Source organism: Pseudomonas sp. P8_229, from assembly GCF_034008635.1.
GTDB lineage: Bacteria > Pseudomonadota > Gammaproteobacteria > Pseudomonadales > Pseudomonadaceae > Aquipseudomonas.
This window is the reverse complement of the sequence record NZ_CP125378.1, coordinates 5,794,744-5,818,377: the sequence shown is the minus strand read 5'-3', so window position 1 is coordinate 5,818,377 and position 23,634 is coordinate 5,794,744. Positions and strand designations below refer to the sequence as shown.

The 23,634-nt window shown below is 57.8% G+C and carries 22 protein-coding genes, 3 tRNA genes and 1 pseudogene; 13 read left to right on the top strand and 13 right to left on the bottom strand.

The annotated features are described in order from the left end of the window. Positions 1-23: 23 nt before the first annotated feature. From QMK55_RS26210 to QMK55_RS26195, 4 genes are all read left to right on the top strand, one after another. Positions 24-308: a hypothetical protein gene (locus QMK55_RS26210; RefSeq protein ID WP_102358532.1), complete on the top strand. Its 285-nt coding sequence runs from the start codon at positions 24-26 to the stop codon at positions 306-308. A 180-nt stretch (positions 309-488) separates the two neighbouring features. Continuing rightward, the gene (locus QMK55_RS26205) at positions 489-842 is read left to right on the top strand and encodes a hypothetical protein (RefSeq protein WP_320328107.1); all 354 of its coding nucleotides are present in this window, start codon (positions 489-491) and stop codon (positions 840-842) included. Between the two features lie 89 nt (positions 843-931). Beyond that, the gene (gene msrA, locus QMK55_RS26200) at positions 932-1,438 is read left to right on the top strand and encodes a peptide-methionine (S)-S-oxide reductase MsrA (RefSeq protein ID WP_102358534.1); all 507 of its coding nucleotides are present in this window, start codon (positions 932-934) and stop codon (positions 1,436-1,438) included. 262 nt (positions 1,439-1,700) lie between these two features. Then, on the top strand, positions 1,701-1,862 hold the full coding sequence (locus QMK55_RS26195) for a hypothetical protein (RefSeq protein ID WP_178082165.1): 162 nt from the start codon (positions 1,701-1,703) through the stop codon (positions 1,860-1,862). Between the two features lie 152 nt (positions 1,863-2,014). Here QMK55_RS26195 and QMK55_RS26190 read toward each other — a convergent pair whose 3' ends face one another. Beyond that, positions 2,015-2,455: a hypothetical protein gene (locus tag QMK55_RS26190; protein ID WP_102358535.1), complete on the bottom strand. Its 441-nt coding sequence runs from the start codon at positions 2,453-2,455 to the stop codon at positions 2,015-2,017. 440 nt (positions 2,456-2,895) lie between these two features. Between QMK55_RS26190 and QMK55_RS26185 the strand changes: the two genes are divergently transcribed. Further along, the gene (locus QMK55_RS26185; RefSeq protein WP_256588266.1) at positions 2,896-3,231 is read left to right on the top strand and encodes a hypothetical protein; all 336 of its coding nucleotides are present in this window, start codon (positions 2,896-2,898) and stop codon (positions 3,229-3,231) included. 136 nt (positions 3,232-3,367) lie between these two features. Here QMK55_RS26185 and QMK55_RS26180 read toward each other — a convergent pair whose 3' ends face one another. The 11 genes and pseudogenes from QMK55_RS26180 to QMK55_RS26130 all read right to left on the bottom strand — a co-directional run bounded on the left by QMK55_RS26180 (position 3,368) and on the right by QMK55_RS26130 (position 11,687). Beyond that, complete coding sequence (locus QMK55_RS26180; RefSeq protein ID WP_102358539.1) at positions 3,368-3,889, bottom strand: AidA/PixA family protein; 522 nt, start codon at positions 3,887-3,889, stop codon at positions 3,368-3,370. 548 nt (positions 3,890-4,437) lie between these two features. Continuing rightward, positions 4,438-4,524 (bottom strand) — tRNA-Leu (locus tag QMK55_RS26175). 444 nt (positions 4,525-4,968) lie between these two features. Next, positions 4,969-5,115: pseudogene (locus QMK55_RS26170) on the bottom strand (transposase); the annotation flags it as partial. Between the two features lie 136 nt (positions 5,116-5,251). After that, positions 5,252-6,673: a carbohydrate binding domain-containing protein gene (locus tag QMK55_RS26165; RefSeq protein ID WP_320328106.1), complete on the bottom strand. Its 1,422-nt coding sequence runs from the start codon at positions 6,671-6,673 to the stop codon at positions 5,252-5,254. Between the two features lie 368 nt (positions 6,674-7,041). Continuing rightward, a tRNA-Cys gene (locus QMK55_RS26160) sits at positions 7,042-7,115 on the bottom strand. A 46-nt stretch (positions 7,116-7,161) separates the two neighbouring features. Continuing rightward, positions 7,162-7,237: transfer RNA gene (locus tag QMK55_RS26155), tRNA-Gly, on the bottom strand. A gap of 60 nt (positions 7,238-7,297) precedes the next feature. Next, a complete protein-coding gene (pgsA, locus tag QMK55_RS26150) occupies positions 7,298-7,858 on the bottom strand; it encodes a CDP-diacylglycerol--glycerol-3-phosphate 3-phosphatidyltransferase (protein WP_102355378.1) in 561 nt (186 codons plus the stop codon). 32 nt (positions 7,859-7,890) lie between these two features. Continuing rightward, positions 7,891-9,714, bottom strand: coding sequence for an excinuclease ABC subunit UvrC (uvrC, locus tag QMK55_RS26145; RefSeq protein ID WP_102355377.1), 1,824 nt, complete (start codon positions 9,712-9,714; stop codon positions 7,891-7,893). Positions 9,715-9,716: 2 nt separating this feature from the next. After that, on the bottom strand, positions 9,717-10,358 hold the full coding sequence (gene uvrY, locus QMK55_RS26140) for a UvrY/SirA/GacA family response regulator transcription factor (RefSeq protein ID WP_024012761.1): 642 nt from the start codon (positions 10,356-10,358) through the stop codon (positions 9,717-9,719). 127 nt (positions 10,359-10,485) lie between these two features. Then, positions 10,486-10,929 carry a GNAT family N-acetyltransferase gene (locus QMK55_RS26135; protein ID WP_102355376.1) on the bottom strand — a complete coding sequence of 148 codons (444 nt, stop codon included), beginning with the start codon at positions 10,927-10,929 and terminating at the stop codon, positions 10,486-10,488. After that, on the bottom strand, positions 10,926-11,687 hold the full coding sequence (locus tag QMK55_RS26130; RefSeq protein WP_320328105.1) for a carbon-nitrogen hydrolase family protein: 762 nt from the start codon (positions 11,685-11,687) through the stop codon (positions 10,926-10,928). The genes QMK55_RS26135 and QMK55_RS26130 overlap by 4 nt, the downstream gene beginning before the upstream one ends. A gap of 618 nt (positions 11,688-12,305) precedes the next feature. On the opposite strand from QMK55_RS26130, the gene QMK55_RS26125 reads away from it, so the two are divergent. Next, positions 12,306-13,382, top strand: a complete 1,077-nt coding sequence (locus tag QMK55_RS26125) for a 3-deoxy-7-phosphoheptulonate synthase (protein ID WP_102355374.1) — start codon at positions 12,306-12,308, stop codon at positions 13,380-13,382. 74 nt (positions 13,383-13,456) lie between these two features. Here QMK55_RS26125 and QMK55_RS26120 read toward each other — a convergent pair whose 3' ends face one another. Continuing rightward, complete coding sequence (locus QMK55_RS26120) at positions 13,457-14,428, bottom strand: hypothetical protein (RefSeq protein ID WP_320328104.1); 972 nt, start codon at positions 14,426-14,428, stop codon at positions 13,457-13,459. Between the two features lie 545 nt (positions 14,429-14,973). On the opposite strand from QMK55_RS26120, the gene QMK55_RS26115 reads away from it, so the two are divergent. The 7 genes from QMK55_RS26115 (at position 14,974) to QMK55_RS26085 (ending at position 23,451) form a co-directional block, all read left to right on the top strand. Then, complete coding sequence (locus QMK55_RS26115) at positions 14,974-15,843, top strand: triacylglycerol lipase (protein WP_320328103.1); 870 nt, start codon at positions 14,974-14,976, stop codon at positions 15,841-15,843. A gap of 96 nt (positions 15,844-15,939) precedes the next feature. Then, a complete protein-coding gene (locus tag QMK55_RS26110; protein ID WP_007912303.1) occupies positions 15,940-16,221 on the top strand; it encodes a peptidylprolyl isomerase in 282 nt (93 codons plus the stop codon). Between the two features lie 135 nt (positions 16,222-16,356). Further along, positions 16,357-18,225 carry an extracellular solute-binding protein gene (locus QMK55_RS26105; protein WP_320328102.1) on the top strand — a complete coding sequence of 623 codons (1,869 nt, stop codon included), beginning with the start codon at positions 16,357-16,359 and terminating at the stop codon, positions 18,223-18,225. Next, positions 18,225-19,286, top strand: coding sequence for a microcin C ABC transporter permease YejB (locus QMK55_RS26100; RefSeq protein WP_102355370.1), 1,062 nt, complete (start codon positions 18,225-18,227; stop codon positions 19,284-19,286). Before QMK55_RS26105 ends, QMK55_RS26100 begins: the two co-directional genes overlap by 1 nt. Then, the gene (locus QMK55_RS26095; protein ID WP_320328101.1) at positions 19,286-20,308 is read left to right on the top strand and encodes an ABC transporter permease; all 1,023 of its coding nucleotides are present in this window, start codon (positions 19,286-19,288) and stop codon (positions 20,306-20,308) included. Before QMK55_RS26100 ends, QMK55_RS26095 begins: the two co-directional genes overlap by 1 nt. Before the next feature lie 9 nt (positions 20,309-20,317). Next, positions 20,318-21,892 carry an ABC transporter ATP-binding protein gene (locus tag QMK55_RS26090; protein ID WP_320328100.1) on the top strand — a complete coding sequence of 525 codons (1,575 nt, stop codon included), beginning with the start codon at positions 20,318-20,320 and terminating at the stop codon, positions 21,890-21,892. A gap of 143 nt (positions 21,893-22,035) precedes the next feature. Next, entirely contained in the window at positions 22,036-23,451 is a 1,416-nt protein-coding gene (locus tag QMK55_RS26085; RefSeq protein ID WP_320328099.1) for a sigma-54 interaction domain-containing protein, read from the top strand. Positions 23,452-23,634 lie beyond the last annotated feature (183 nt).

Below are 23,634 nucleotides of genomic sequence, written 5' to 3'. Positions count from 1 at the left end.
ACACGTCCCCCAGGAGACTGTTCATGGTTATCCATTTCAAAACAGACGGACATCTGGCTTGTGGTCACAAGGGCAACAACCTAGCCTCGAGCCAGGAACTCAACCGCGTCAAATGCCGCAGCTGCCGCAACACCGATGCCTACAAAGAAGCGCGCAAAACCCAACGCAATGCTGCACGGCGTGCCGCTCGTCATGCCAAGGCCGTTCATGGCGCGTCGAACTGGCGATCGGAATGGATCGAACGATTGACCGCACTGGCCGGGCCGCAACGTCTGCCACGGGGCTTTCACGGGCAAGCTTTTGTATAAAGACCTCAACAGCCCACGCCGCGGCAGTACTGTTAGTCCATTCCCCCTTGCGTGAAGTACTGACCCGAACCAACAGACCGAGCAAAATGCCCTGGCCGCAACCGCCGGGGCTTTTTATTGCCCCTGTGTAACGGCGACTCGAATGTTAAAGTTCGGCCACACTTTCAAGGACGACGCCTCATGCACACACCAAGACTTGCTGTAGCGGCTGCCATGATCACCCTGAGCCTTTCCGCTCATGCAGCCGCTCTGCCCAGTGCAGATTTCGAAGAGTGCAAACGCACAGAAAACTCGGCCAGACAGATCATGAAAGGCCGACAGGCCGGTGTGCCGAAAGCTTCACTCTGGGAGTTGGCTGAAGGCGCGCAAGACAAGTATGTCAGCGACTTGTACAAGATCCTGATTGGAGAGGCCTATCAGATCCCGGTTTACACTTCAGAATCACTGCAGCAACAAGCGGTCGCTGACTTTCAAAAGAACTTCTTCTCCGCTTGCATCGTGACCGCCGAAAAGCGTTCAAACGAAAAAGGTTAAGCGTCGGGCAAGATCGTAACCCTTGGAATTGGCCAATGCGCCCTCATAACAATGGCCATACCCACTGTCACCGAGAGGACGCACAGATCATGACCGGACAAACCGAAACCGCCATTCTCGCCGGCGGCTGCTTCTGGGGCATGCAAGACCTGCTGCGACGCTATCCCGGCGTGCTGCAGACACGAGTCGGATACACCGGCGGCGATGTGCCGAACGCCACCTATCGCAACCACGGCAACCACGCCGAAGCCATCGAAATCGTTTTCGATCCGGCCGTGATCAGCTACCGGCAGATCCTCGAGTTCTTCTTCCAGATCCACGACCCCAGCACGCCCAATCGCCAGGGCAACGATCTTGGCCCCAGCTATCGCTCGGCAATCTATTACCTCAACGAACAGCAACGCGACATCGCCGAGGACACCGCTGCCGACGTCGACGCCTCAAAATTGTGGCCTGGCCGAGTAGTCACCGAAATCGAACCGGCGGGGCCATTCTGGGAAGCGGAACCTGAGCATCAGGACTACCTGGAGCGGATCCCGAATGGCTACACCTGCCACTTCATTCGTCCGAACTGGAAACTGCCGAAGCGCGGCTGAAATTCAATCACTCCACGCGCGGCGCTGCCCTCAACCAAAGGCCAGCGCCGAACGTCGCGGGTTTATCGCGTTACAACCCCGCTCCTGTAGTGCCCCCAGGATGACTGCGCAAAATGGCCTGCGCAGATCCACAATCGATCATTTTGGCGAGCCCTCCGTAGCACAGTTCAAGTACCCGAACATGAACATACGTTCATCGCAAACACGGCTCGATGCGTCTAGCCTGCGGGTTCCGACATAGTGACTACAGGAGTACCCCACCATGTTCTCGCACGAAAGCCTCCCGCTGATTGCCATTTTCATCATCATGCTGCTGTGCGTGCTTGCGGCGTTTTTACACCCGGTTCACGCGTTCTTCAGTTGGCTTCGCAGGCGCAGGGAAAGATCAAACGCCCGGATTGCAGACGAAGTTGACTCGCGCTGAATGTTTGCCCCAGAGGCCCGGATACGTCCGGGCTCTTGGTTTTCTGCCTGGATCGCAGAAACGAAAAAGCCCAGCGCGGGGCTGGGCTTGGTCATTTCGTCAACGTTATGAACATTCAGGCCTTGTAGCCATCACCAAGGGAACTGAACGACTTACGAGAGCGCCCTCTCGTGCTCGCTTTCGTGGACGTAAATCCATGAAATTCCCGATGGAGAGGAGCGGTCAACGCGCATGAGCGCCGAATCGACTTTCTTCTTGGCGATTCCGTCCTTGACGAGATCGAAGACCGCGAGGAAGAAGTCGCCTGGAAGCGGTGTGATCGAGAGATTGGTGATGTGCGATTCCGGGCTTCCGGCACGTTTGCCGTACAGGCCCCAAAGTCGCTCCCAGTAGTCCGCCCGGCTCATGATCTGACCGTCGGTGAGCACCACCCGAAACTCATTCGCCAGTGCATCGTACAAGGGCTTGATGGCACCTTCCGAGTGGGAGGAGACGCCGCGCGACCACGGAAAGAAGAGATTGTACCAACGGTACACCTCGGCTTTGACGAGAGCGGTTTTATCCGAAGTCTGGAGTGTTTGGTTGATTGCCATCTGTGTTCTCCTTAACACGCTAAAGATGGCGGGTTCGCATCACAGACTGAATGTCTGAATTCCTATCGGGTGATGCACCGCGCCTTGTTCAAGATCCATCCTGAAGTCGGTGTCACGGGGTCTAGCTCAGATTATCGCTTCAATGACCTCTTGAAATCTCCCGCGACTTTACCGACCAGATCACAAAAGTAGTCTCTTGCCAGGGAGATTGCATTGAGAACTGACCAACGGTTTTGAGCACAGAGGCAAAAGAACGAGCCGTCAAAATGACTGGAGGCCTTGTTAAAATTGGCCTTCCCTGCTTTACAGATTCAACGAAAATTTGTCTTCGAAACTGCGATCATGGCGCTGACTCTGCGAGTCGAGCAGTGTAGATCTGCCGATGTCGCCGGAAACGTTCGTGGCACACTCTGGGCACCCAAAAAATGCAGAACTCCTCAATGGGAACGCTCCTCATCAGCCTTCTTTGCGGCATCAACCCCCTTGCCAATGCGACAGACGTCCCGATCAAAGAACACATGCCATTTTTAAACGCCCGAAAAGCCTTGATCAAAAATGACTGGAAACCAAACCCGACCTATTCGGGTGATTTCGGGGTCGAAAACACGCTCGTGAAGAAAGGCTTCAATGAAATCGAATCTTGCACGGAAGGCCTGCGCTTCTGCAGTTTCAACTACATCAAGAACGGAACCTGCCTGGGCGTCGCGACGGTTGGCGAAGAAGTCAAAGACATGAAGATTTACTCCTGGAGCTTCAAGTGTCCTGAGAGGGGTTGAGGCCAGAGCTATAAACGAAAGGAGCCAGATCCATTTTGTTGAAATGAATCTGGCTCCTTTTTCGGGCCTGCACACAGCCCGGTCATGTGCCTCCGTCACCCGCGAAGGAAGCCGGTCAAGGCCATGGGCATTTCAGTTACTGGTCATTGACGGTGATGTAGGGATCCCAGGTGTAGTTCGGGCCAATCTGGTTCAGGTCACGGTCGTACAGAGCGAAGGTGATTGTGTACCAGAGCTTTCCTTGATTCTGAGCAGTGGATTGCCACAGGGAGTAGGTCACGTCGGTTTTGGAAACACCGCCGGGAGCCGCCTTGTTCAGATAGAGCACCACACCGGGAACGTTGAACGTTATCGGTTTCGTCATGGTGCCCTGGTAATCTCCGCCCTGATGCGGGTCGCCGCTCTCGACGTCCTTGATCAATGCAATGCGGTCGAAGTTACGCGACAGTGTCGTTGCGCGCCAGCGGATGTTGTCGCCGGGTTTGACGTCAATCCACAACTCGTTGCCGCCTTCGCCGGTGTTGCCGCTGGCATGGCTGTCGACAGCATCACGCGTCACCAGCATGGAAATTGCGCCGCCTACGTCGCCGGGATGGGCGAGCAAGTAATCGGCATCGATATTGACCAACACATCAATGGTTTGGGTCGCACTGGACATTTTGCTGCTCCTGGTTGGAATGGCATAAACGACCGCGCCCGCAAAGGCTGTCCGGCACATCCGGTCCCTGGATGCGGTCTGGGGAGAACGATAGGAGGTGGCCATGTAATGTCAACGCTCGATCGGTTGACGCTGGAAAATTCGAGCGCAACACGGCGTGGACAAGGCTTTGATTTGCTTCTGTGCCAGTCAACGTCTCAATCGATTCTCGGGTGTTTGCTGACTGCGACAGCAGGCAAACGCGCACAGTCGTTGTCGGCAAGTGATAGGGCCAGGGAGGCTGTTGGAGTTGAGACGTCCGTGCTCCAGATGCGCGATTTACCCGCTAAGGCCGGCACAGACAAGGCAAAATCGAACGGCGACATCATGCGGGTCGAGGATCAACTTGGGCATACCACCGTGGATGACCGAGCAGTACATCCGCAAGGGCAAGGGCACGGGCAACAGGGTCATGCCCACAAAGTGAACTGCGAACCAATGTCAGAATTGCGACCCAGAAACAAACAAGGGTTTGCATCAGCTTTCGCCCGCAAACCCTTGATTCAAGATGGTGCCCGAAGCCGGAATCGAACCGGCACGCCCTTACGAGCGGGGGATTTTAAGTCCCATGCGTCTACCAGTTTCGCCATTCGGGCGGTAGCGCGGTGCAGCCCTCATATCAGTCGATCAGCAAACCTGACAGTGTTGGGCCATGTGAAGCAGAGCGGGAAATATATACATCACTTCCCGGTGAAGCAAGTTCACAGTGGCTGATTTCAAGACTAAATCTTGCAGCACACTGGAAATAAAAAAGCTCCGTAAATCATGGATCTACGGAGCTTGTTTATAGTGGAGGCCGAGGTCGGAATCGAACCGGCGCAGGTGGATTTTCAATCCACGCTACAAAGCCAAGTAGATCAATAGGTTAGCACGCATTTTGTTCCGCAAGCTACTGATTTCTGAAGCCCTCTAGGGTACGTCCCATCAAGGGGGCAAATATCGTTGCGGAACTCTTTTCACGCCCCACCAATCGCGAGACAGGTAAACTCCTGGCTCGGTTGATAGCTATCTACCTGGTAGCTTGAACCTCATTTTCAACCCTGTTTCCTGATGACCCAGCGGCGCAACGCGGACTCGACAACCCCGAGCGAACGACAGGCTTCGATATGGCTATAGCCCTGATCAAGCACGAGGCCTGCGGCCTCGCGTTTGAATTCAGCGTAAAAGGAACGACGTTGCTTGGTCATCAGACACCACTATCTGGCGAGCATTCTCGCCTAAATGGGTGTCCGGTTTCATTAGAGCACTACACAGTACGTGCGATTTACTGGCGATCAGGGTGGGAGGCAAGAGAGAAGAGGCCACAGATCTGTGGCCCCATATTCAAATGTCTAAAGCCGGGTTTCCGGGATTGGCAATCACCAGACGTCCCACATGGTAATCATTGCCATTGCTGTCATTTTCATGACTGATCACCTCCAGATTTGTCGGCCCCGCTCCCGCGGTGAAGTTCCCTTTTATTGTCACCCATTCATCTGTAGTTATCAGCTCTACCACACCACTGATGTCTTTACCGTCAACGCTCAATGAGAGCTTCGGTGTACTAAACTTCCCGATCACCCGCTTGGCGCGGATCAGAAACGAATACTCTTGCCCTGGTTCCAATCCCACCAGAGTTTTCTTCAGGATAGTGCCGGCATGCGCTTTGTTCGCAGCTGTTTTAAAATAAAGACCTTTAGTTTTTTGCTTCGCGTAATCGACAAGTTGACAGTCATGCCCGACGGGCCCGGCTTCCCATTGGTTCCAGTCGCCATCAGTAAACATCGTTTTATCGACGAATTCGGATACCTGGGGCTGCTCTTCCACCCCGGGGTTACTATTCCCAGATTGCTCAGCACTGTTATTCCCAGTGTCTTTTTTCGCATCATGTTCATGACAATGACAAGCGTGTTTTTCTCTATTGCTGCTCGGGGCGCAGGACTCAACCAGACCTTTCAGTACGTCGGCCAACGTATTAACCGCTTTGACAATCTCGGGGAGTTGCTCGCAGAGATTACTATTTCCTGAAGCAGTATTATCTGGCTTATCGACAGGATCTTTACCCTCCAACTTATCGGCCTCTTCTTTCTTCTCTTCGACACTTTCCTGATGGGGTACCTTGCTGGCGCAGATAGCGTTTTTCAGTACTTGGGAGAAATCAGCAATGCCTTTGGTGTAAATATAATGTTCACCGCCGGTGCGTAATGCAAGACGCTTGTACTCCTTAACCATGGCCTCTTCATCAGCAGGTGTAGGGTAAGGCAGAGTATGGTGCGGAGTTCCCAGATAAGAGTGAACCTTAACAGTATGGGCCAGTGCGGTGTCGATGGCATCATCACAGGCTTTAATGCGCTCTGCATTCAGTACCATCTCTCCGCCGTACAGGCTTTCATCTCCCAATACGAAGAGGTTTCTTTCCGCTCCTTTGCGCCAGTCAAAATATTTGATGATGTCTTCGGCAGCCGGCGCTACATCCTCCTGTGCTGGATTACCGACGGCACTGGCTTTTCGGCCTTTGATCTTACCGTCCTCGACCCCAAGCGTCCCGGTAAGATAGCTACGTGCGCTCTTATCAAATTTTGAATTGCCAAAAGTACCCTCAATACCAAGAAACTCAACACGTAAATCCGAAGGACAGGCTTTACTCGCCTGCTCGATTGCCGCATTGAGCCTTGCACTGAGCGCGGATGCTTCATCCTTCATTGAGTTACTAGAGTCGATTAAAAAGACTAGGTCGACCTTTTTCGTATTATCAGTGGTGGTCACTTGCACGCTCCTTGAAAAATTAAAATTTCCTTCCTCTTCCGGGCTATCGCTCAGCTGCATCACTATGAACCCGAACGCGCAAATTAGATTAGGCCAGCGACGTAGTTGCGCAACCCTTTAATTGAAATTGTTAGATAACGTCAGGTTCAAGGGCTCACCTGTAGCAACAACGTATTTCATTCTGAAATCGTTTTTTGACAGCCACCTGGCGTCAACTCAGCAGCACCACGAAAAAAACCAAAAGCCCCAATAAAACCACGTAGCCAGCGCGATAAGTTGCGGAACCCCCTCAAGAACTGCGGAACACCCCACTTTTTCGCAGACAATAAAAAACCCCGTAGATCATTGATCTACGGGGTTTTTAAGAGTGGAGGCCGAGGTCGGAATCGAACCGGCGTAGGTGGATTTGCAATCCACTGCATAACCATTTTGCTACTCGGCCTCAAACGATCGCTGTCTAGTAGCACAACAACAACCGCGTACAAACTTGGAGCGGGAAACGAGACTCGAACTCGCGACCCCGACCTTGGCAAGGTCGTGCTCTACCAACTGAGCTATTCCCGCTTGGTGTGGCGCATTCTATAGATTTCAGAAGCCCCGTCAACCCTTTGATTCAAAAAAGTTTTATTTCTTTTCAACGTCGGTTTTCAGATGCGGCCAGGCAGCGCGCAGGTATTGAACCATCGACCACAATGTCAGGCCTGCCGAGACCAGCAACAAGGCGTAACCCAGCAAGACCCAAAAGCTGAAGTCGCGCGGGTTGGCCAGCAGGATCACCAGCGCCAGCATCTGGGCGGCGGTTTTCCACTTGCCGAGATTGGACACCGCCACGTGGGCGCGAGCACCGAGTTCGGCCATCCATTCACGCAAGGCCGATACCACGATCTCACGGCCAATAATGACTGCGGCGGGAAGTGTCAGCCACAAGTTGCCGTGTTCCTGCACCAGTAGCACCAACGCCACTGCCACCATCAATTTGTCGGCGACAGGATCAAGGAAGGCGCCAAACGGCGTACTTTGCTCCAGGCGACGAGCCAGATAACCATCCAGCCAGTCAGTGGCCGCCGCAAAGGCGAATACCGAGGCGGAGGCCATGTAACTCCACTGGTAAGGCAGGTAAAACAGCAAAATGAAGATCGGGATGAGCAGGACGCGTAGAACGGTAATCAGATTAGGGATATTCATCGGCACAACTGGCTACGAGGTGAGTTGGCATTCTACTCGCTATGCAGGTTTGCATAAATCGACTCTGCGAGCTTTTTACTGATCCCCGGTGCTTTGGCGATCTCTTCGATGCTTGCACGAGACAGCTCCTGCAATCCACCAAAATGTTTCAACAGGTCCCGACGTCGGGTCGGCCCCACGCCCGCAACGCCTTCCAGCGTTGAGGTGCGGCGGGTTTTACCGCGCCTTGCGCGGTGTCCGGTAATCGCGAAGCGGTGGGCTTCGTCGCGAATCTGCTGGATCAGATGCAGCGCCGGCGAGTCGCCGCGAAGCGTGAACTCGTGCGCAGCATCATTAAGATACAAAGTTTCGAATCCGGCCTTGCGCGTTGCGCCCTTGGCCACACCCAAGAGAATGAGATCAGGCACCGCCAGTTCGTTCAGCACGTCACGCGCCATCGACAGCTGCCCCTTGCCGCCGTCCACTAACAGGATGTCCGGCAACTTGCCCTCCCCGTCCTTCAGTTTACTGAAACGGCGGGTCAATGCCTGGTGCATGGCGGCATAGTCATCGCCTGCAGTGACGCCTTCAATGTTGTAGCGACGGTAATCGGACTTGATTGCGCCTTCCGGACCGAACACGACACAGGACGCAACGGTTGCTTCACCACTGGAATGACTGATGTCATAGCATTCCAGGCGCTGTGGTGGTTCATCCAGGTTCAGCACTTCGGCGAGCGCATCGAAGCGCGCAGCCGTGTGTTGGCGGTTGGCCAGACGTGCGCCCAGCGCCTGCTCGGCATTGGTGACCGCCAATTGTTGCCAGCGTGCCCGCGTGCCACGCACGCGATGACTGATGGTCAGTTCTCGACCGCGCAACTCGTGAATGGCTTCGATCAGCGCCGTTGCGTCCTCTGGAACCACGTTGACGATCAACTCGCTCGGCAAGTCGCGCTCCGGACTGCTGATGAAGTACTGACCAAGGAACGCGGCCATGACTTCAGCAACCTCTTCTTCAATACCCACCTGCGGAAAAAAGTTCTTGCTGCCCAGCACCCGCCCGCCACGCACACTGATCAAATGAACGCAGGCGCCGCCCGGGTTGACGAAGGCGGCAATGACGTCGATGTCACCCGTGCCGCCTTCCATGCTTTGCTGATCCTGAACCCGGCGCAGCAAGGCAATCTGGTCACGCAACTCTGCGGCGCGCTCGAATTCGAGATTGATCGCCGCTTCTTCCATCGCCGTAGAGAGCTCATTGGTCAGTGCGTGACTGCGGCCCTCAAGAAACATCACCGAATGGCGAACATCCTCGGCGTAGATTTCAGGTTCGACCAGACCGACACAGGGCGCCTTGCAACGTTTGATCTGATATTGCAGGCACGGGCGCGTGCGGTTCTTGTAGTAACTGTCTTCGCACTGACGGACAAAAAAGGTTTTTTGCAACAGGCTGAGGCTTTCGCGGATGGCCCCGGCGCTCGGGTACGGGCCGAAATACTTGCCCTTGGCCTTCTTTGCGCCGCGATGGATGCTCAGCCGCGGAAATTGGCCGTCGGAGAGAAACACATAGGGATAGGACTTATCGTCGCGCAACAGAATGTTGTACGGCGGGCGCCACTCCTTGATCAGGGTCTGTTCAAGCAGCAACGCTTCGGTTTCGTTGGCCGTGATCGTCGTTTCGACCTGCGCGATACGCCCGACCAACGCTGCAGTTTTCGGCGCCAGCCCGGTCTTGCGGAAATAGCTGGCAAGGCGCTTCTTGAGGTTCTTGGCCTTGCCGACGTAAAGCAGACGCGCCTCGCTGTCGAACATGCGATAGACGCCGGGACGCCCACTGACAGTCGCCAGAAAGGCGCCGGAATCGAATGTTTCAGTCATGATCAGGCGCTGGCATCAACCATGCCGTGGCGCACAGCCAACAACGTCAGTTCGACATCGCTGCTGATCGACAGCTTTTCGAAGATCCGGTAGCGGTAAGTGTTCACCGTTTTCGGCGACAGGCAGAGCTTGTCGGAGATAATCTGCACCTTCTGGCAGCCGACAATCATCAATGCGATCTGGATTTCCCGTTCGGACAAGGCATCGAAAGGCGAATCATTGGTGGGCTGGAACGACTTGATTGCCAGTTGCTGGGCAATCTGCGGACTGATGTAACGCTGCCCGGCAAATACCAGCCGAATGGCCTGGACCATTTCCGGTAAACCCGCGCCCTTGGTCAGGTAGCCGGCAGCACCGGCCTGCAACAGACGTGTCGGGAACGGATCTTCCTCGCACACTGTGACGGCGACGACCTTGATGTCCGGATGACTGCGCAACAGCTTGCGCGTGGCCTCAAGACCACCGATACCGGGCATCTTGACGTCCATCAGGACCACATCCGGTTTCAACTCACGGGCCTTGATCAGGGATTCTTCCCCGGATTCGGCCTGGCCAACCACCTGCAAGCCATCGATATCGGCCAGCATACGTGTAATGCCTGTACGAACGAGATCATGGTCATCGACCACTAGCACCCTAATCAAGCAGACACCTCGCGAATTGGTCTTATTGGGATGCCCGACACCTTAGCAAAAAGTGCCGGACAGACCTAGCGGCAAGCAGCATTTAAAAAGTTTCAATTCATCATCGAGGGCTTGCCAGCCGTGGGTTTCAGAGCACAGATGTACCGAAATCGAGCTGCATCCTCAGGAAACACTCGTCCTCGCCGCACACCTTCAAGCCTTTTCTCTTATACAGACTTTGCGCCGGATTATTTTTGAATACGGTCAGACGCAACGCCGGGAGTCCTTCAGTACAGGCCATAGCGATAACCTGATCAAGCGCCCACGATCCTGCACCCTGCCCGCGAAAGGCTTCAGTCACTTGCAGCTCGCGTATGTACAGTGCCCGGCGATCCCGACTGAGGCTGAAGAATCCCACGGCGACTTCAGCACGAATGATCAACCAGTTGTCACGCCCGGACCAGGCGACATCGAATGCTTCGTCCTGCCAAAGCAGGTCGTGATCAATGTAATAACGCAGCATGTTCCGACACGCCAGGTCACGGGCAAATGCCAAGTCATTCGGTTGTGCGCGACGCAAACTGTAGCTCATTGCGCCACCATCACTGGAACCACCCACCCCTGCCAGCCATCGGCATCACGCCGGGCGACCACCAACAACTCACCAGGCCCGGGTGCGGCAACGATCAACGTCCCGCTTTCAGACCAGAACGCGCTGCGCCCTGCCGACTGCCATCCACCCGTGAGCCCGGCATGATTGGCCATCAGCACCGCCATCGCGTGGTGTCCGGCGTAACCCTGTAGCATCGCGCTATCCACGCCATAGCCACTGTCCCCAATCAGCACACCTGCCGCGTACAGGTCAGCACCAAGACCGGCAGCCGTTGCCGCGTGGCTGGCGTGAGAAAAATCCGCGCAGACAGCCAATGCCACGGTATCGCTGCCTATCCGCAAGGTCGAGCCACCAGACCCGGGGGCAAAGAAACGCTCTTCGCCAGCGTGCAGATGCTGTTTGCTGTAAATCTCAAGAGAGCCGTCCTTGCTTAACGTCAAAGCTCCGATCAACACCTGCGAACTGCCCTTCAGACGAATCGGCATGCCGACGACAGTACTGATGCCCAGTTCTCGGGCGCAATCGCGCAAGGGTTGCAGCACCGAGTCCTGCGGATCGATCGCCATGTCTGCGGCCATCTGGTTTTCGTAGCCAGTCAGGGACAGTTCCGGGAACACCAGAAGCTCTACGCCCTGCTCCGCCGCTGCAGCCATCAAGCGCAAATGACCGGCGATGTTCGCGGCCAGATCACCGGCGACGGAAAATGATTGGGCTGCTGCGACAGTGAGCATCGACATGAATCATCCTTGGGTTTGTGACAAAACATCCAGTGTGTCACAACGCCTGCGGCACTCAAGCGATAGGTAACGCGTTGAATGAGCGATAGCAATTTCTGATTGCTCAGGCGTACGGGCCTCTAGTAAGCTCGGCGCATTCATCGGAGACAAACCATGTTCAACGCCCTCTCACAGCTTCGTTCCGCCAGCGCACTGCGCTCGGTTGCGGCTGCCCGGGTGAACGACGTTTGCGCTCCAGCCAGCTTTTATTTTGGGTATTGGTTTAGCCACTGGCGCGCCTGATACCCACACGGCGCCCATGTAAACGGGTCGCCTACCAGAGAATTCTCAACCCCCGGTCGGCCTCCCGACCGGGGGTTTTGTTTTTTCCGGCCCCAACTTTTTTCAGCAACACACCAGACACTTTGAGGAATCACGACATGAACTACGCCACTTATTACCGTTACGACAGTTTTACCGCCTGGCGATTTAGCAGCCTCCGCTCGGGACAGCCTGCCGCCTCCGATCGGTCACCCACAGGTGGCAAGCACACACACGCAGCCAATACGGCCAATTGTCGAACACCCCAGTAGGGCCGAGTGAGCGGGAAGACCCGCCGCCAGCTCAGGAATCCCGAATATGAACTCGTCTGCTTCTGCTCTGCCACTGTCCGCGGTCAACTCTGCCAACGAAGCGCTGACCCTGCGCCTGCCCAGCTCGTTGCAGCTCAAGCAGCAATTGCCACTGAGCAATGCTCTCGCCCGGCAAGTCGCCGCCCACCGCCAGGCGATCCGCGCAATCCTCAACGGCGAAGACCATCGCCTGCTGGTCGTCGTCGGCCCTTGTTCGATTCACGACCCGCGCTCCGCGCTCGAATACGCCGAAAAACTCTCCCGCCTGGCACAAGATATCAGTGACGAAATGCTGCTGGTCATGCGTGCCTATGTCGAAAAACCACGCACCACGGTTGGCTGGAAAGGCCTGGCCTATGACCCACACCTGGACGGCAGCGATGACATGGCCGCCGGCCTGATCCTGTCGCGCGAACTGATGCTCGAGATGGTCCGTCTGGGACTGCCCATCGCCACCGAACTGCTGCAGCCAATGGCTGCCGGCTACTTCGATGACCTGCTTGGCTGGGTTGCCATCGGCGCACGCACGACCGAATCGCAGATCCATCGCGAAATGGCCAGCGGCCTGAGCATGCCCGTTGGTTTCAAGAACGGCACTGACGGTGGTGTGACCGTAGCCGTCGACGCCATGCGTTCGGCAGCACACCCGCATCGGCATTTCGGCGTCGACAGCCAAGGGCACCCGGCGATCATCCAGACCCCGGGCAACCCCGACACTCACATAGTGCTGCGCGGCGGTCATCACGGTCCGAACTACGATCGCGGCAGCGTGGCACGGGTACATGCCGACTTGAGCCGCCTGAAGATTCCGAGCCGGATCATGGTCGACTGCAGCCACGCCAACAGCGGCAAGGATCCACTGCGCCAGCCCGAAATATTCAACGACGTGCTCGAGCAACGCTTGCAAGGTGATCGCTCCTTGGTTGGCATGATGATCGAGTCCCATCTGTTCGAGGGCTGCCAGACTTTGAGCGCTGCTCTGCGCTATGGCGTATCGGTCACCGACGGTTGCCTGGGATTCAGCGCAACGGAACAGTTGCTGTCGAGCGCAGCCGAACGTCTTCGGGCCCGTCCTCAGGCCTGAACCTCAGAACAACCTTTGCGGGCGAAGCAGAATCCCGCAAAGGTTGAACCATTGTTCAGAACACCAACACAGGGTTACGCCCGCACCCGGATGCGGGTTACACCAGACGCCTGGCTGACATTATCCAGGCGCTCCACCGAATACGACACCTGCACCACGGTTTCCCGGTGCTCTCGCCAGAAGCGGTAAGGCACGATAAATACCAGTGGCTGGCCGGCGATCTCCCGAGTGATATCGCGGTCATCACGATGACTGAAATACTCACCATTGCACTTGAGATACACCAACTCCCCTTCCTCTGCCTGCGCATTACCGATCACCACGGTAACGCCGTCCACAGCATCTGCTGCGTCCAGCTCACCGTCTTGCGCTTCCAGAACTTGCGGCGCCGCAAGATCGCCTCGAATCAGCGGCGCGATCAAAATTCGGGAGTTTACGGAGCGCCTCACCTGCGCGTCTCCTGATTCGACCCGGTAGCTGACACTTGCTTCCAGTGTGGAGTGAGGCGCGAAGCGATCTGCGCTTATCCAGAAAGACAGCGCTGCGCCAACGGCAAAATGCTCCACCGTTAACGCATCGTTGAACGCTGGCCCCTCGGCAGAGCCTTGCCAGGACAGAATGACCCGATCACCGGCAGCCATCCGCGCATAAGGTCGCACAGTGACGCTGGTGCCCTGTGGAACACGGGCCGGATCAAGCGTGCCACCCACCGAATCTTCGATGATCGGTGCAAGCAGCTCCGGTTCCGGATCGCCCACATCCAGTTGCAAACGAGCAGATGACACCGGCTCGGGCAGCGCGACGCTGTACAGCGTCCAGTAAACCTGCAGCGAACCGCACTCCAGCGTTGCGACGTGTACGCCCTTTATGACAAACACGATTTCCTGCCCCACCAATTCTTCGCTTACTGAGCGAAAAACTTCATGTCGGTAGATCACCCCTTCGGCATCGAGACCTTCCCAGCGCAGCACCAGCTTGTCGCCGCACAGCATGTTCGGATAAGGCGCAACCCTGACAACAGCCTCGCTCAGGGATGGATCGAGCATCCCACCCTCCAGCACCTCAAGCATCGGCGCGGCCAGACACCGGACTGAAGATGGTATGGGGGCGCACGCTGGTCGATAGCTGAATTCGAGGTTCTCACCGTCCACCCTCAAACTCAGTTGGGGCCCTGCGTCAGAGCCAATCGACATCGAAGAAGTATTTGCCGCGAGTATTGAAGAACAGTCGGTAGTGGCTTCGTACATAAACATTCGTGGCTCCATTCCTTGGATAAAACGCCGCCATCACGGCAGCGTCGAACGAAAGCCATTGAATACCTTCCAGTGAATGAATGAAGTCAGCCCAAAGCATTACAAGCCTGAGGTAAACACACCACGGGGCGTAGGCATCCGGCAGCGTTTGCGTGGAAACAGGACAAAAGATTGCCAAATGTTCCGACTCCCCCCCTCAAGCAGAATCGAAAGTTCGTACAGTTTTTAGTCCAGATTCCTGGCAATTCCGAGGACTTTTCAGACATCGCCGCCCCGCAGGCCTGTTTTACAGTGGCACGCATCAACCACTGACAAGCATCTGCAAAAGAGGCAGGAACATGCAACGGAATGCGACAACACGCTACCCCATCCTTTTGGTCCATGGCCTGTTCGGATTTGACCGTATCGGTCGCTTCGAGCTTTTTCATGATGTCAAGCAAGCACTGCGGGAGGCTGGCGGCCAAGTGTTTGTGCCACAGCTGTCTGCGACCCATGACAACGAAGTACGCGGCCAGCAATTAATGCTGCAGATCGAGCGGGTGCTGCAAGGCACCGGCGCCGGCAAGGTCAACCTGATCGGGCATAGTCAGGGTGCGCTGGCCTGCCGTTACGCCGCTGCACTGATGCCAAAGAACGTGGCCTCTGTGACGTCCGTCAGTGGCCCCAATCACGGTTCGGAACTGGCTGACGCATTGCGTATGGCTTTGATACCGGGGCGCCTGCCGGAGCAGGTGGCAGAGCAAATCGCGACCCGGATCGCCGACTTCCTCTCGCTGCTCAGCGGTCAGCCGGCGCTACCGCGCAATGCCGTCGCGGCACTCAACGCCCTGACGACTGCGGGGGTCGGCGAATTCAACAGCAAGTACCCGCAAGGCTTGCCCGCGATCTGGGGTGGTCACGGCGCGGAACGGGTCAATGACGTCCGCTACTACTCCTGGAGCGGCACGCTGCAAGACGATTGGCTGCAGACACTCGACCCGGTGCATGCCGTCTGCCGGGCAATGTCGGAACATTTTGTCGTGGATGCCGGGCAGAACGATGGTTTCGTCGGTCGCTACAGCTCGCATCTGGGGACGGTCATCCGCTCCGACTACCCCTTCGACCACCTCGCCAGCCTGCGCCGCCCCGACGGGCCGCGAAAACCGGGCCTTGATCCCGTCGAACTCTATGTAGAGCACGCCATACGCCTGAAGGCTGCGCAGCTGTAAGCACGAACCAATGTACCAAGTGGAACTTTGCCGAGAAATCGCTTACTGAATCCGGTAGGCTCCACATTTTACTGAAATAGATTGGAGAGTTTCCCCATGGCTAAAGCCACTGCCCGCCACATCCTGGTTTCCAGCGAAGACAAGTGCAACGAACTCAAGGCCCAGATCGAAGGCGGCGCTGATTTCGCCGAAGTCGCCAAGGCCAACTCCACCTGCCCGTCCAGCCGTCAGGGCGGCGACCTGGGTTCGTTCGGTCCTGGCCAGATGGTCAAGGAATTCGACACCGTGGTATTCAGCGCGCCAATCAACGTCGTGCAAGGCCCGGTGAAGACCCAGTTCGGTTATCACCTGCTCGAAGTCACCAGCCGCCAGGACTGATCCGTCGCCTGATTGCTGCCCCAACGGCCCGCCTTCTGGTGGGCCGTTGTGTTTCGGTTACAGGATACGGCTGGCGGCTGACGCGCCGCTCGCGTACAAATTGCGCTTATCGATCACCCGGCTTTAAGGCTGACAATGCGACTGGCTTTCCCTTCTCTGCTGTTCACTGCCGTGGCCCTGCTGTTGGGCGCCGCTGGTGTGGACGCCACCCCGCAACACGCGTTGACCGTCTATGGCGAACCTGCCAAATACCCGGCCGGCTTCAGCCACTTCGACTACACCAATCCGCAGGCGCCCAAGGGCGGCACAATGCGCCGTTCGGCGATAGAAATCGGTCATTTCGATCACATCCTGCCTTATATAGACAAAGGCATCGGCGTCACCCAGATTGACGGCATGCTCTATTCACCGCTGGCCCAGCGTTCAATGGACGAGCCTTACACCGTCTACGGACTGGTGGCGCAAAAGATGGAGCGCTCGGAGGACGGCCTGTCCCTGCGCTTCTTCATCAATCCCAAGGCGCGCTTCGCCGATGGCACACCGATCACCGCCGAAGACGTGCGCTACACCTATGACTTGTTGATGACACAGGGCAGCCTGCGCTATCGCACGCAGTTCGCCGACGTCAAAGGCGTTGAAGTGGAAGCGCCGCTGACCGTGCGTTTCGACTTCAAAAGCAACGAGAACCGCACGTTGCCGCTGGACATCGCCACCCTGCCGGTGTTTCCCGAGCGCTGGTGGAAAACCCGCGACTTTGCCGGTGGCGGTGGCTATGAACCGCCACTGGGCAGTGGTCCCTATCGGGTCGGCAAGGTCGATTCCGGCCGCAGCATCACCTTTGAACGCAACCCCGACTGGTGGGGCAAGGACCTGCCGGTCAGTCGCGGCCTGTACAACTTCGATCACTTCAGCATCGAGTATTTCGGCGACACCGATGTTGCACGCCAGGTGCTGCGCGGCGGCGCCTATGACTACAACCGCGAGTTCTCCGCGACTGGCTACTCGATCGGCTACGACAGCCCCGCGCTGAGCGACGGCCGTTTGCAGAAGGCCCACCTCGCCACCGAAGCCCCGCAATCGGCCCAGGGTTTCGTGTTCAATCTGCAAAAGCCGATGTTCCAGGATCGCCGGATGCGCCAGGCGCTGGCGATGCTCTGGGATTTCGAGTGGAGCAACCGGCAGATGATGCGCAATATGTACATCCGCCAGCAGAGCTACTTCTCCAATTCCGCGCTGGCTGCCCGCGAGTTGCCGGATGCGGCGGAACTGAAGATCCTCGAACCGCTGCGCGGGCAGATTCCCGATGAAGTCTTCAGCCAGGTCTTCGAAGCGCCGAAAACCGATGGCAGCGGCTTGATCCGCGACAAACAGTTGCAAGCGCTGCAGTTGCTGGAACAGGCCGGCTGGAAACCTGATGGCGACCAACTGGTCAACGCCGAAGGCGAGCCATTGAGTTTCACCTTTCTGGTCAGCCAGAACGGCATGGACCGTTTGCTCCTGCCTTATAAGCGCACGCTGAAGCAGATCGGCATCGACCTCAACATCCGTCGCATCGACTCCTCGCAATACGTCAATCGCCTGATGAGCCGCGACTACGACATGATCGTCACTGGCTATCCGGTCACCACCTCTCCGGGTGGCGAGTTGCTCAATTACTTCGGTTCGATTTCAGCCAACGACCCCGGCGCCAACAACTACATGGTGCTGAAGAACCCGGCGGTCGACAGCTTGATCAACGGCTTGATCCGCGCCTCGACGCAGAGCGACATGTTGCACTACGCCCATGCGCTGGACCGGGTGCTGCAATGGAACTATTACTGGATCCCCAACTATTACCCGCCGGGCACCTCCACCGTCTGGTGGAACCGCTTCGGCATGCCGGCTATACAGGCCAGCAATGACGAAGCCATCGAGAGCTGGTGGGAGATCAGCAGCACGCCGCTGACCAACCAGCAGATGACCGCCGAGAAGATCGGCCGTGGCAGACCCGGAGGACCGCACTGATGTGGGCATACATTCTGCGGCGCCTGCTGCTGATCATTCCGACGCTGGTGATCATTCTGCTGGTCAATTTCGTGATCATTCAGGCGGCGCCCGGCGGCCCGGTCGAACAGGCCATCGCCCATTTGCAGGGAATTGGCGGCGCCAGTGTCGGTGGCGGTGCCAGCGAGACCATGAGCAGCACCTCACGCGCCAGCCGAGGCCTCGATCCGCAACTGATCAAGGACATCGAAAAGCAGTACGGTTTCGACAAACCGGCGCATGAACGCCTGTGGCTGATGCTCAAGAACTATGCGCGGCTGGACTTCGGCAAAAGCTTTTTCCGCGGTGCCACGGTCACCGACCTGATCCTCGAAAAAATGCCGGTGACCATCTCCCTGGGACTGTGGGCGACGCTGATTACCTACCTGGTGTCGATCCCGCTGGGCATTCGCAAGGCGGTACATCACGGCAGCCATTTCGACATCTGGAGCAGCACCGCGATCATCATCGGCTACGCAATGCCGGCGTTTCTGTTTGCGATGTTTCTGATCGTGGTGTTTGCCGGTGGCACCTCACTGAACTGGTTCCCGGTGCGCGGGCTGGTCTCCGACAACTTCGAATCGCTGTCGACCCTGGGCAAGATCGCCGATTACTTCTGGCACCTGGTGCTGCCGGTGACCGCGCTGGTGATCGGCGGTTTCGCCACGCTGACGATCCTCACCAAGAACTCGTTCCTCAATGAAATCACCCGCCAGTATGTGGTCACCGCCCGCGCCAAAGGCCTGAGCGAACGCCGCGTGCTCTACGGCCACGTGTTCCGCAACGCGATGCTGCTGGTGGTCTCGGGGATTCCGCAGGCGTTCATCAGCGTGTTCTTTGCCGGCTCGCTGCTGATCGAAGTGATCTTCTCCCTCGACGGTCTCGGCCGCATGAGTTACGAGGCGGCGGTGTCCCGTGACTACCCGGTGGTGTTCGGCTCACTGTTCATCTTCACCCTGTTCGGCCTCTTGATAAAACTGATCGGCGACCTGTGCTACACACTGGTAGATCCGCGTATCGACTTCGCCGCGAGGAACGCCTGATGTTCAAGCTCTCGCCTCTGGGCCGTCGCCGTTTCGCGCGATTCAAGAAAAACCGCCGTGGCTGGTGGTCGCTATGGCTGTTCATCGGACTGTTCATCGTGACGCTGGGCGGCGAACTGATCGCCAACGACAAACCGCTGGTCGTCAGCTATCAGGGCCAGTTCTACTTCCCGGTATTCAAGCGTTACACCGAGCAGGAGTTTGGCGGGCAACTGCCGTTCCAGGCCGATTACCGTAGCGACTATGTGCAGAACCTGATCCGCAAGGACGGTGGCTGGCTGGTATTTCCGCCGATTCCGTTCAGCGATGACACGCCTAACTACGACCTCAATCAGCCCGCGCCGAGCCCACCTTCGAAGGTCAACTGGCTCGGCACCGACGATCAGGCACGCGACGTGTTGGCGCGGGTGATTTTCGGTGCTCGGGTGTCGATCCTGTTTGCCCTGATGCTGACCGCCATCAGCGCGCTGATCGGCATTGCTGCCGGCGCCCTGCAAGGCTACTACGGCGGCTGGGTCGACCTGCTCGGGCAGCGTCTGCTGGAGGTCTGGACCGGGTTGCCGGTGCTGTACCTGCTGATCATCCTGTCCGGTTTCGTCGAACCGAACTTCTGGTGGCTGCTGGGCATCATGGCGCTGTTTTCGTGGCTGGCGCTGGTGGATGTGGTGCGCGCCGAGTTCCTGCGCGGGCGCAACCTGGAATACGTAAAAGCCGCTCGCGCCCTCGGCCTGAGCGACCGCAAGGTGATTTTCCGGCACATCCTGCCCAATGCGATGAACGCGACGCTGAGTTACCTGCCGTTCATTCTGACCGGGGCGATTTCCACCCTCACTGCCCTCGACTTCCTCGGTTTTGGCATGCCGGCCGGCAGCGCCTCGCTGGGCGAGCTGATCGGTCAGGGCAAGCAGAACCTGCAAGCTCCGTGGCTCGGGCTGACGGCGTTTTTCACCCTGGCGCTGATTCTGTCCTTGCTGGTGTTCATTGGCGAAGCGTTACGCGACGCGTTCGATCCACGATCCTGAAGTGCAACCATGACTGATAATCTGATCGAAATCCGTGACCTGAATGTCGCCTTCCATGGCCAGCCAGCGGTGCGCAACCTGTGCCTTGACATCCGTCCCGGTGAATGCCTGGCGCTGGTCGGCGAGTCGGGTTCGGGCAAGTCGGTAACCGCGCATTCGATCCTGCAATTGCTCCCCGAAGGCGATGCGCAAACCATTGGCAGCATTCGCTATCGTGGCCAGGAACTGGTCGGTGCCGATCCGAAGGTGCTGCGCGAACTGCGCGGCAACCGTATCGCGATGATCTTCCAGGAGCCGATGACCTCGCTCAATCCCCTGCACACCATTGAAAAGCAGATCGGCGAAACCCTGCTGGTGCATCGGGGCCTGGGCGGTAAAGCGGCGCAACAGCGGATTCTCGAACTGCTGGAACTGGTGGGCATTCAGAAACCCAAGGAGCGCCTCAAGGCCTATCCGCATCAACTGTCCGGCGGTCAGCGGCAACGGGTGATGATTGCCATGGCCCTGGCCTGCGAGCCGGAACTGCTGATTGCCGACGAGCCGACCACCGCGCTCGATGTGACGGTGCAGCGCAAGATCCTGCTGCTGCTCAAATCCTTGCAACAACGCCTGGGTATGTCGCTGCTGCTGATCAGCCACGACCTCAATCTGGTGCGCAGCATTGCGCAACGGGTGTGCGTGATGAAGTCTGGCGAGATCGTCGAGCAGGCGCCGTGCGAAACCCTGTTTACCGAACCGAAGCACCCGTACAGCTGCGTGCTGCTCAACGCCGAACCGGAGGGCGAAGCATTGCCCCGGGACGAGCGCGAGAACGTACTGGAAGTCGATGATCTGCGGGTCGAGTTCGTCGTCGGTGGCGGGCTGTTCCAGCGCAAGCAATACCTGCGCGCGGTGGACGGCATCAGCCTGAATATCCAGCGTGGTAAAACCCTGGGCATTGTCGGCGAATCCGGTTCGGGCAAGTCAACCCTGGGCCAGGCCATTCTGCGGCTGCTTGATTCCGCGGGCAGCATCCGTTTCCAGGGCGCAGCCCTCGACGGTCTCGATCAGAAACAGTTGCGACCGTGGCGCCGGCAGATGCAGGTGGTGTTTCAGGACCCGTTCGGCAGCCTCAGCCCACGTATGTCAGTGGCGCAAATCATCAGCGAAGGACTGGAGGTGCATTGTCAGTCCAGCGCCGAGGAATGCGACGCACAGGTAATCCGCGTGCTCAAGGAAGTCGGCCTCGACCCACAAAGCCGCCATCGCTACCCGCACGAGTTTTCCGGCGGCCAGCGCCAGCGCATCGCCATCGCCCGCGCACTGGTGCTGAAACCGGCGTTGATTCTGCTCGACGAGCCGACTTCGGCCCTCGACCGGACCGTGCAGAAACAGGTGGTCGCCCTGCTCCGCGACCTTCAGGAAAAACACGGCTTGACCTATTTGTTCATCAGCCACGACCTGGCGGTGGTGCGGGCGCTGGCGCATGACATGATCGTGATCAAGGATGGCAAAGTGGTCGAGCGCGGTGCCAGCCATGATGTGTTCGATTCGCCGCAGCATCCGTACACCAAGGAGCTGTTGGCGGCGGCGCATCCGCGGTAGGCATAATCGGCGCTTGCCTTGATACCGAGTCGCGGCCTTCGCGAGCAAGCCCGCTCCCACATGGGAATGCATTTCAAATGTGGGGGCGGGCTTGCTCGCGAAGAGGCCCTTACCAACCACCCAAGTTCCGGATCAACCCGCCCATGAACACCACCGAAAGCCTCAAGGACTACCAACGCGTTCGCACGCTGGCGATCCGCTCGCTGTTCGAGATCATCGAGCAGTCCAGCGAAGGCACGGTGATTGTCGATCGTGATGCCAACATCGTCTGGATGAACGAGCGCTATGCCCGGCGCTTTGGTCTTGAGTCGGCGAAAAAAGCCATCGGCCAACCCTGCGAAAGCGTGATCCCCGGCAGTTTGCTGCGCGACGTGGTGCGCACCGGCCGGCCGATCCTGCTGGACATGCAGGACACACCCAAAGAGCCGCTGGTGGTGATGCGCCTGCCGATCCACGACGATGCCGGCGCGGTGATCGGGGCAATCGGTTTTGCCCTGTTCGATGAGTTGCGCACGCTGTCGCCGATGCTCAAGCGCTACCTGAGCATGCAGGAGGAGCTGGCTTCGACCCGTTCCCTGCTGCGGGCCCGGCAGACCAAATACAACTTCGCCCATTTCATTGGCACCAGCACCGCCAGTCTCGAAGTCAAACGCCGCGCCCGACGCAGCGCCAGCGCCGAGTCAGCGGTGTTGCTGCTCGGCGAAACCGGCACTGGCAAGGAGTTGCTGGCCCAGGCGATTCACAGTGCCTCGCCACGCGCGCACAAAGCCTTCGTCAGCATCAACAGCGCGGCGATTCCCGAAGCGTTGCTGGAAGCCGAGTTTTTCGGCACCGCGCCCGGCGCGTTTACCGGCGCCGACCGCAAGGGTCGTACCGGCAAGTTGCAGATCGCCCAGGGCGGTACGCTGTTTCTCGATGAGATCGGCGACATGCCGCTGCCGTTGCAAAGCAAACTGCTGCGGGTGCTGCAGGAAAAGGAATTCGAACCGGTCGGCTCCAACGACGTGATCCAGAGCGATGTGCGGGTGATCGCAGCAACTTCGACCGACCTGCAAGCCGCGATCAAGCGCGGCGAGTTCCGCGCCGACTTGTATTACCGCCTCAACGTGCTGCCGATCCATGTTCCGCCGCTGCGCGAGCGTCTTGACGATCTGCCGGCGCTGAGCGAAGCGATCCTTGAAGAGTTGCGCAGTCAGCATGAACTGAGCCGCGCGGCGCTGGACCTGCTCGGCCAGCATGCGTGGCCGGGGAACATCCGTGAGTTGCGTAATGTACTGGAGCGCGCGGCGCTGCTCAGTGATGACCTGAGCCTGAGCGCAGAGGATATTCGCGCCGCCATCGGCACCTTTACCCCGGTTGAACGCCCGTCGGTGCCGGCGCCTCAGCCTTTGGCAGACGAGACATTCGCCCAGGCGCGCCAGCGTTTTGATCGCCAATTGATCGAGTCCGCCCTCGCGCAATGTGCAGGCAAGGTGCCAGAGGCGGCTGCTCGCCTGGGGCTGGGGCGGTCGACGCTGTACAAGAAGATGCTGGCCTTGGGCATTACCGAGTCTCAATAAAGAGATATTAGTCTCCATAAAAGGATAACAGCCAAAGCTTCGCGAGCAAGCCCGCTCCCACAGAGAAATGCATTCCGAGTGTGGGAGCGGGCTTGCTCGCGAAGACGTCAGTACATTCAAAAATATCTCAGAAAAGAGACAAAACTTCTAAACCGCGCTCACAAGAAAAATAAAACCTTTAAA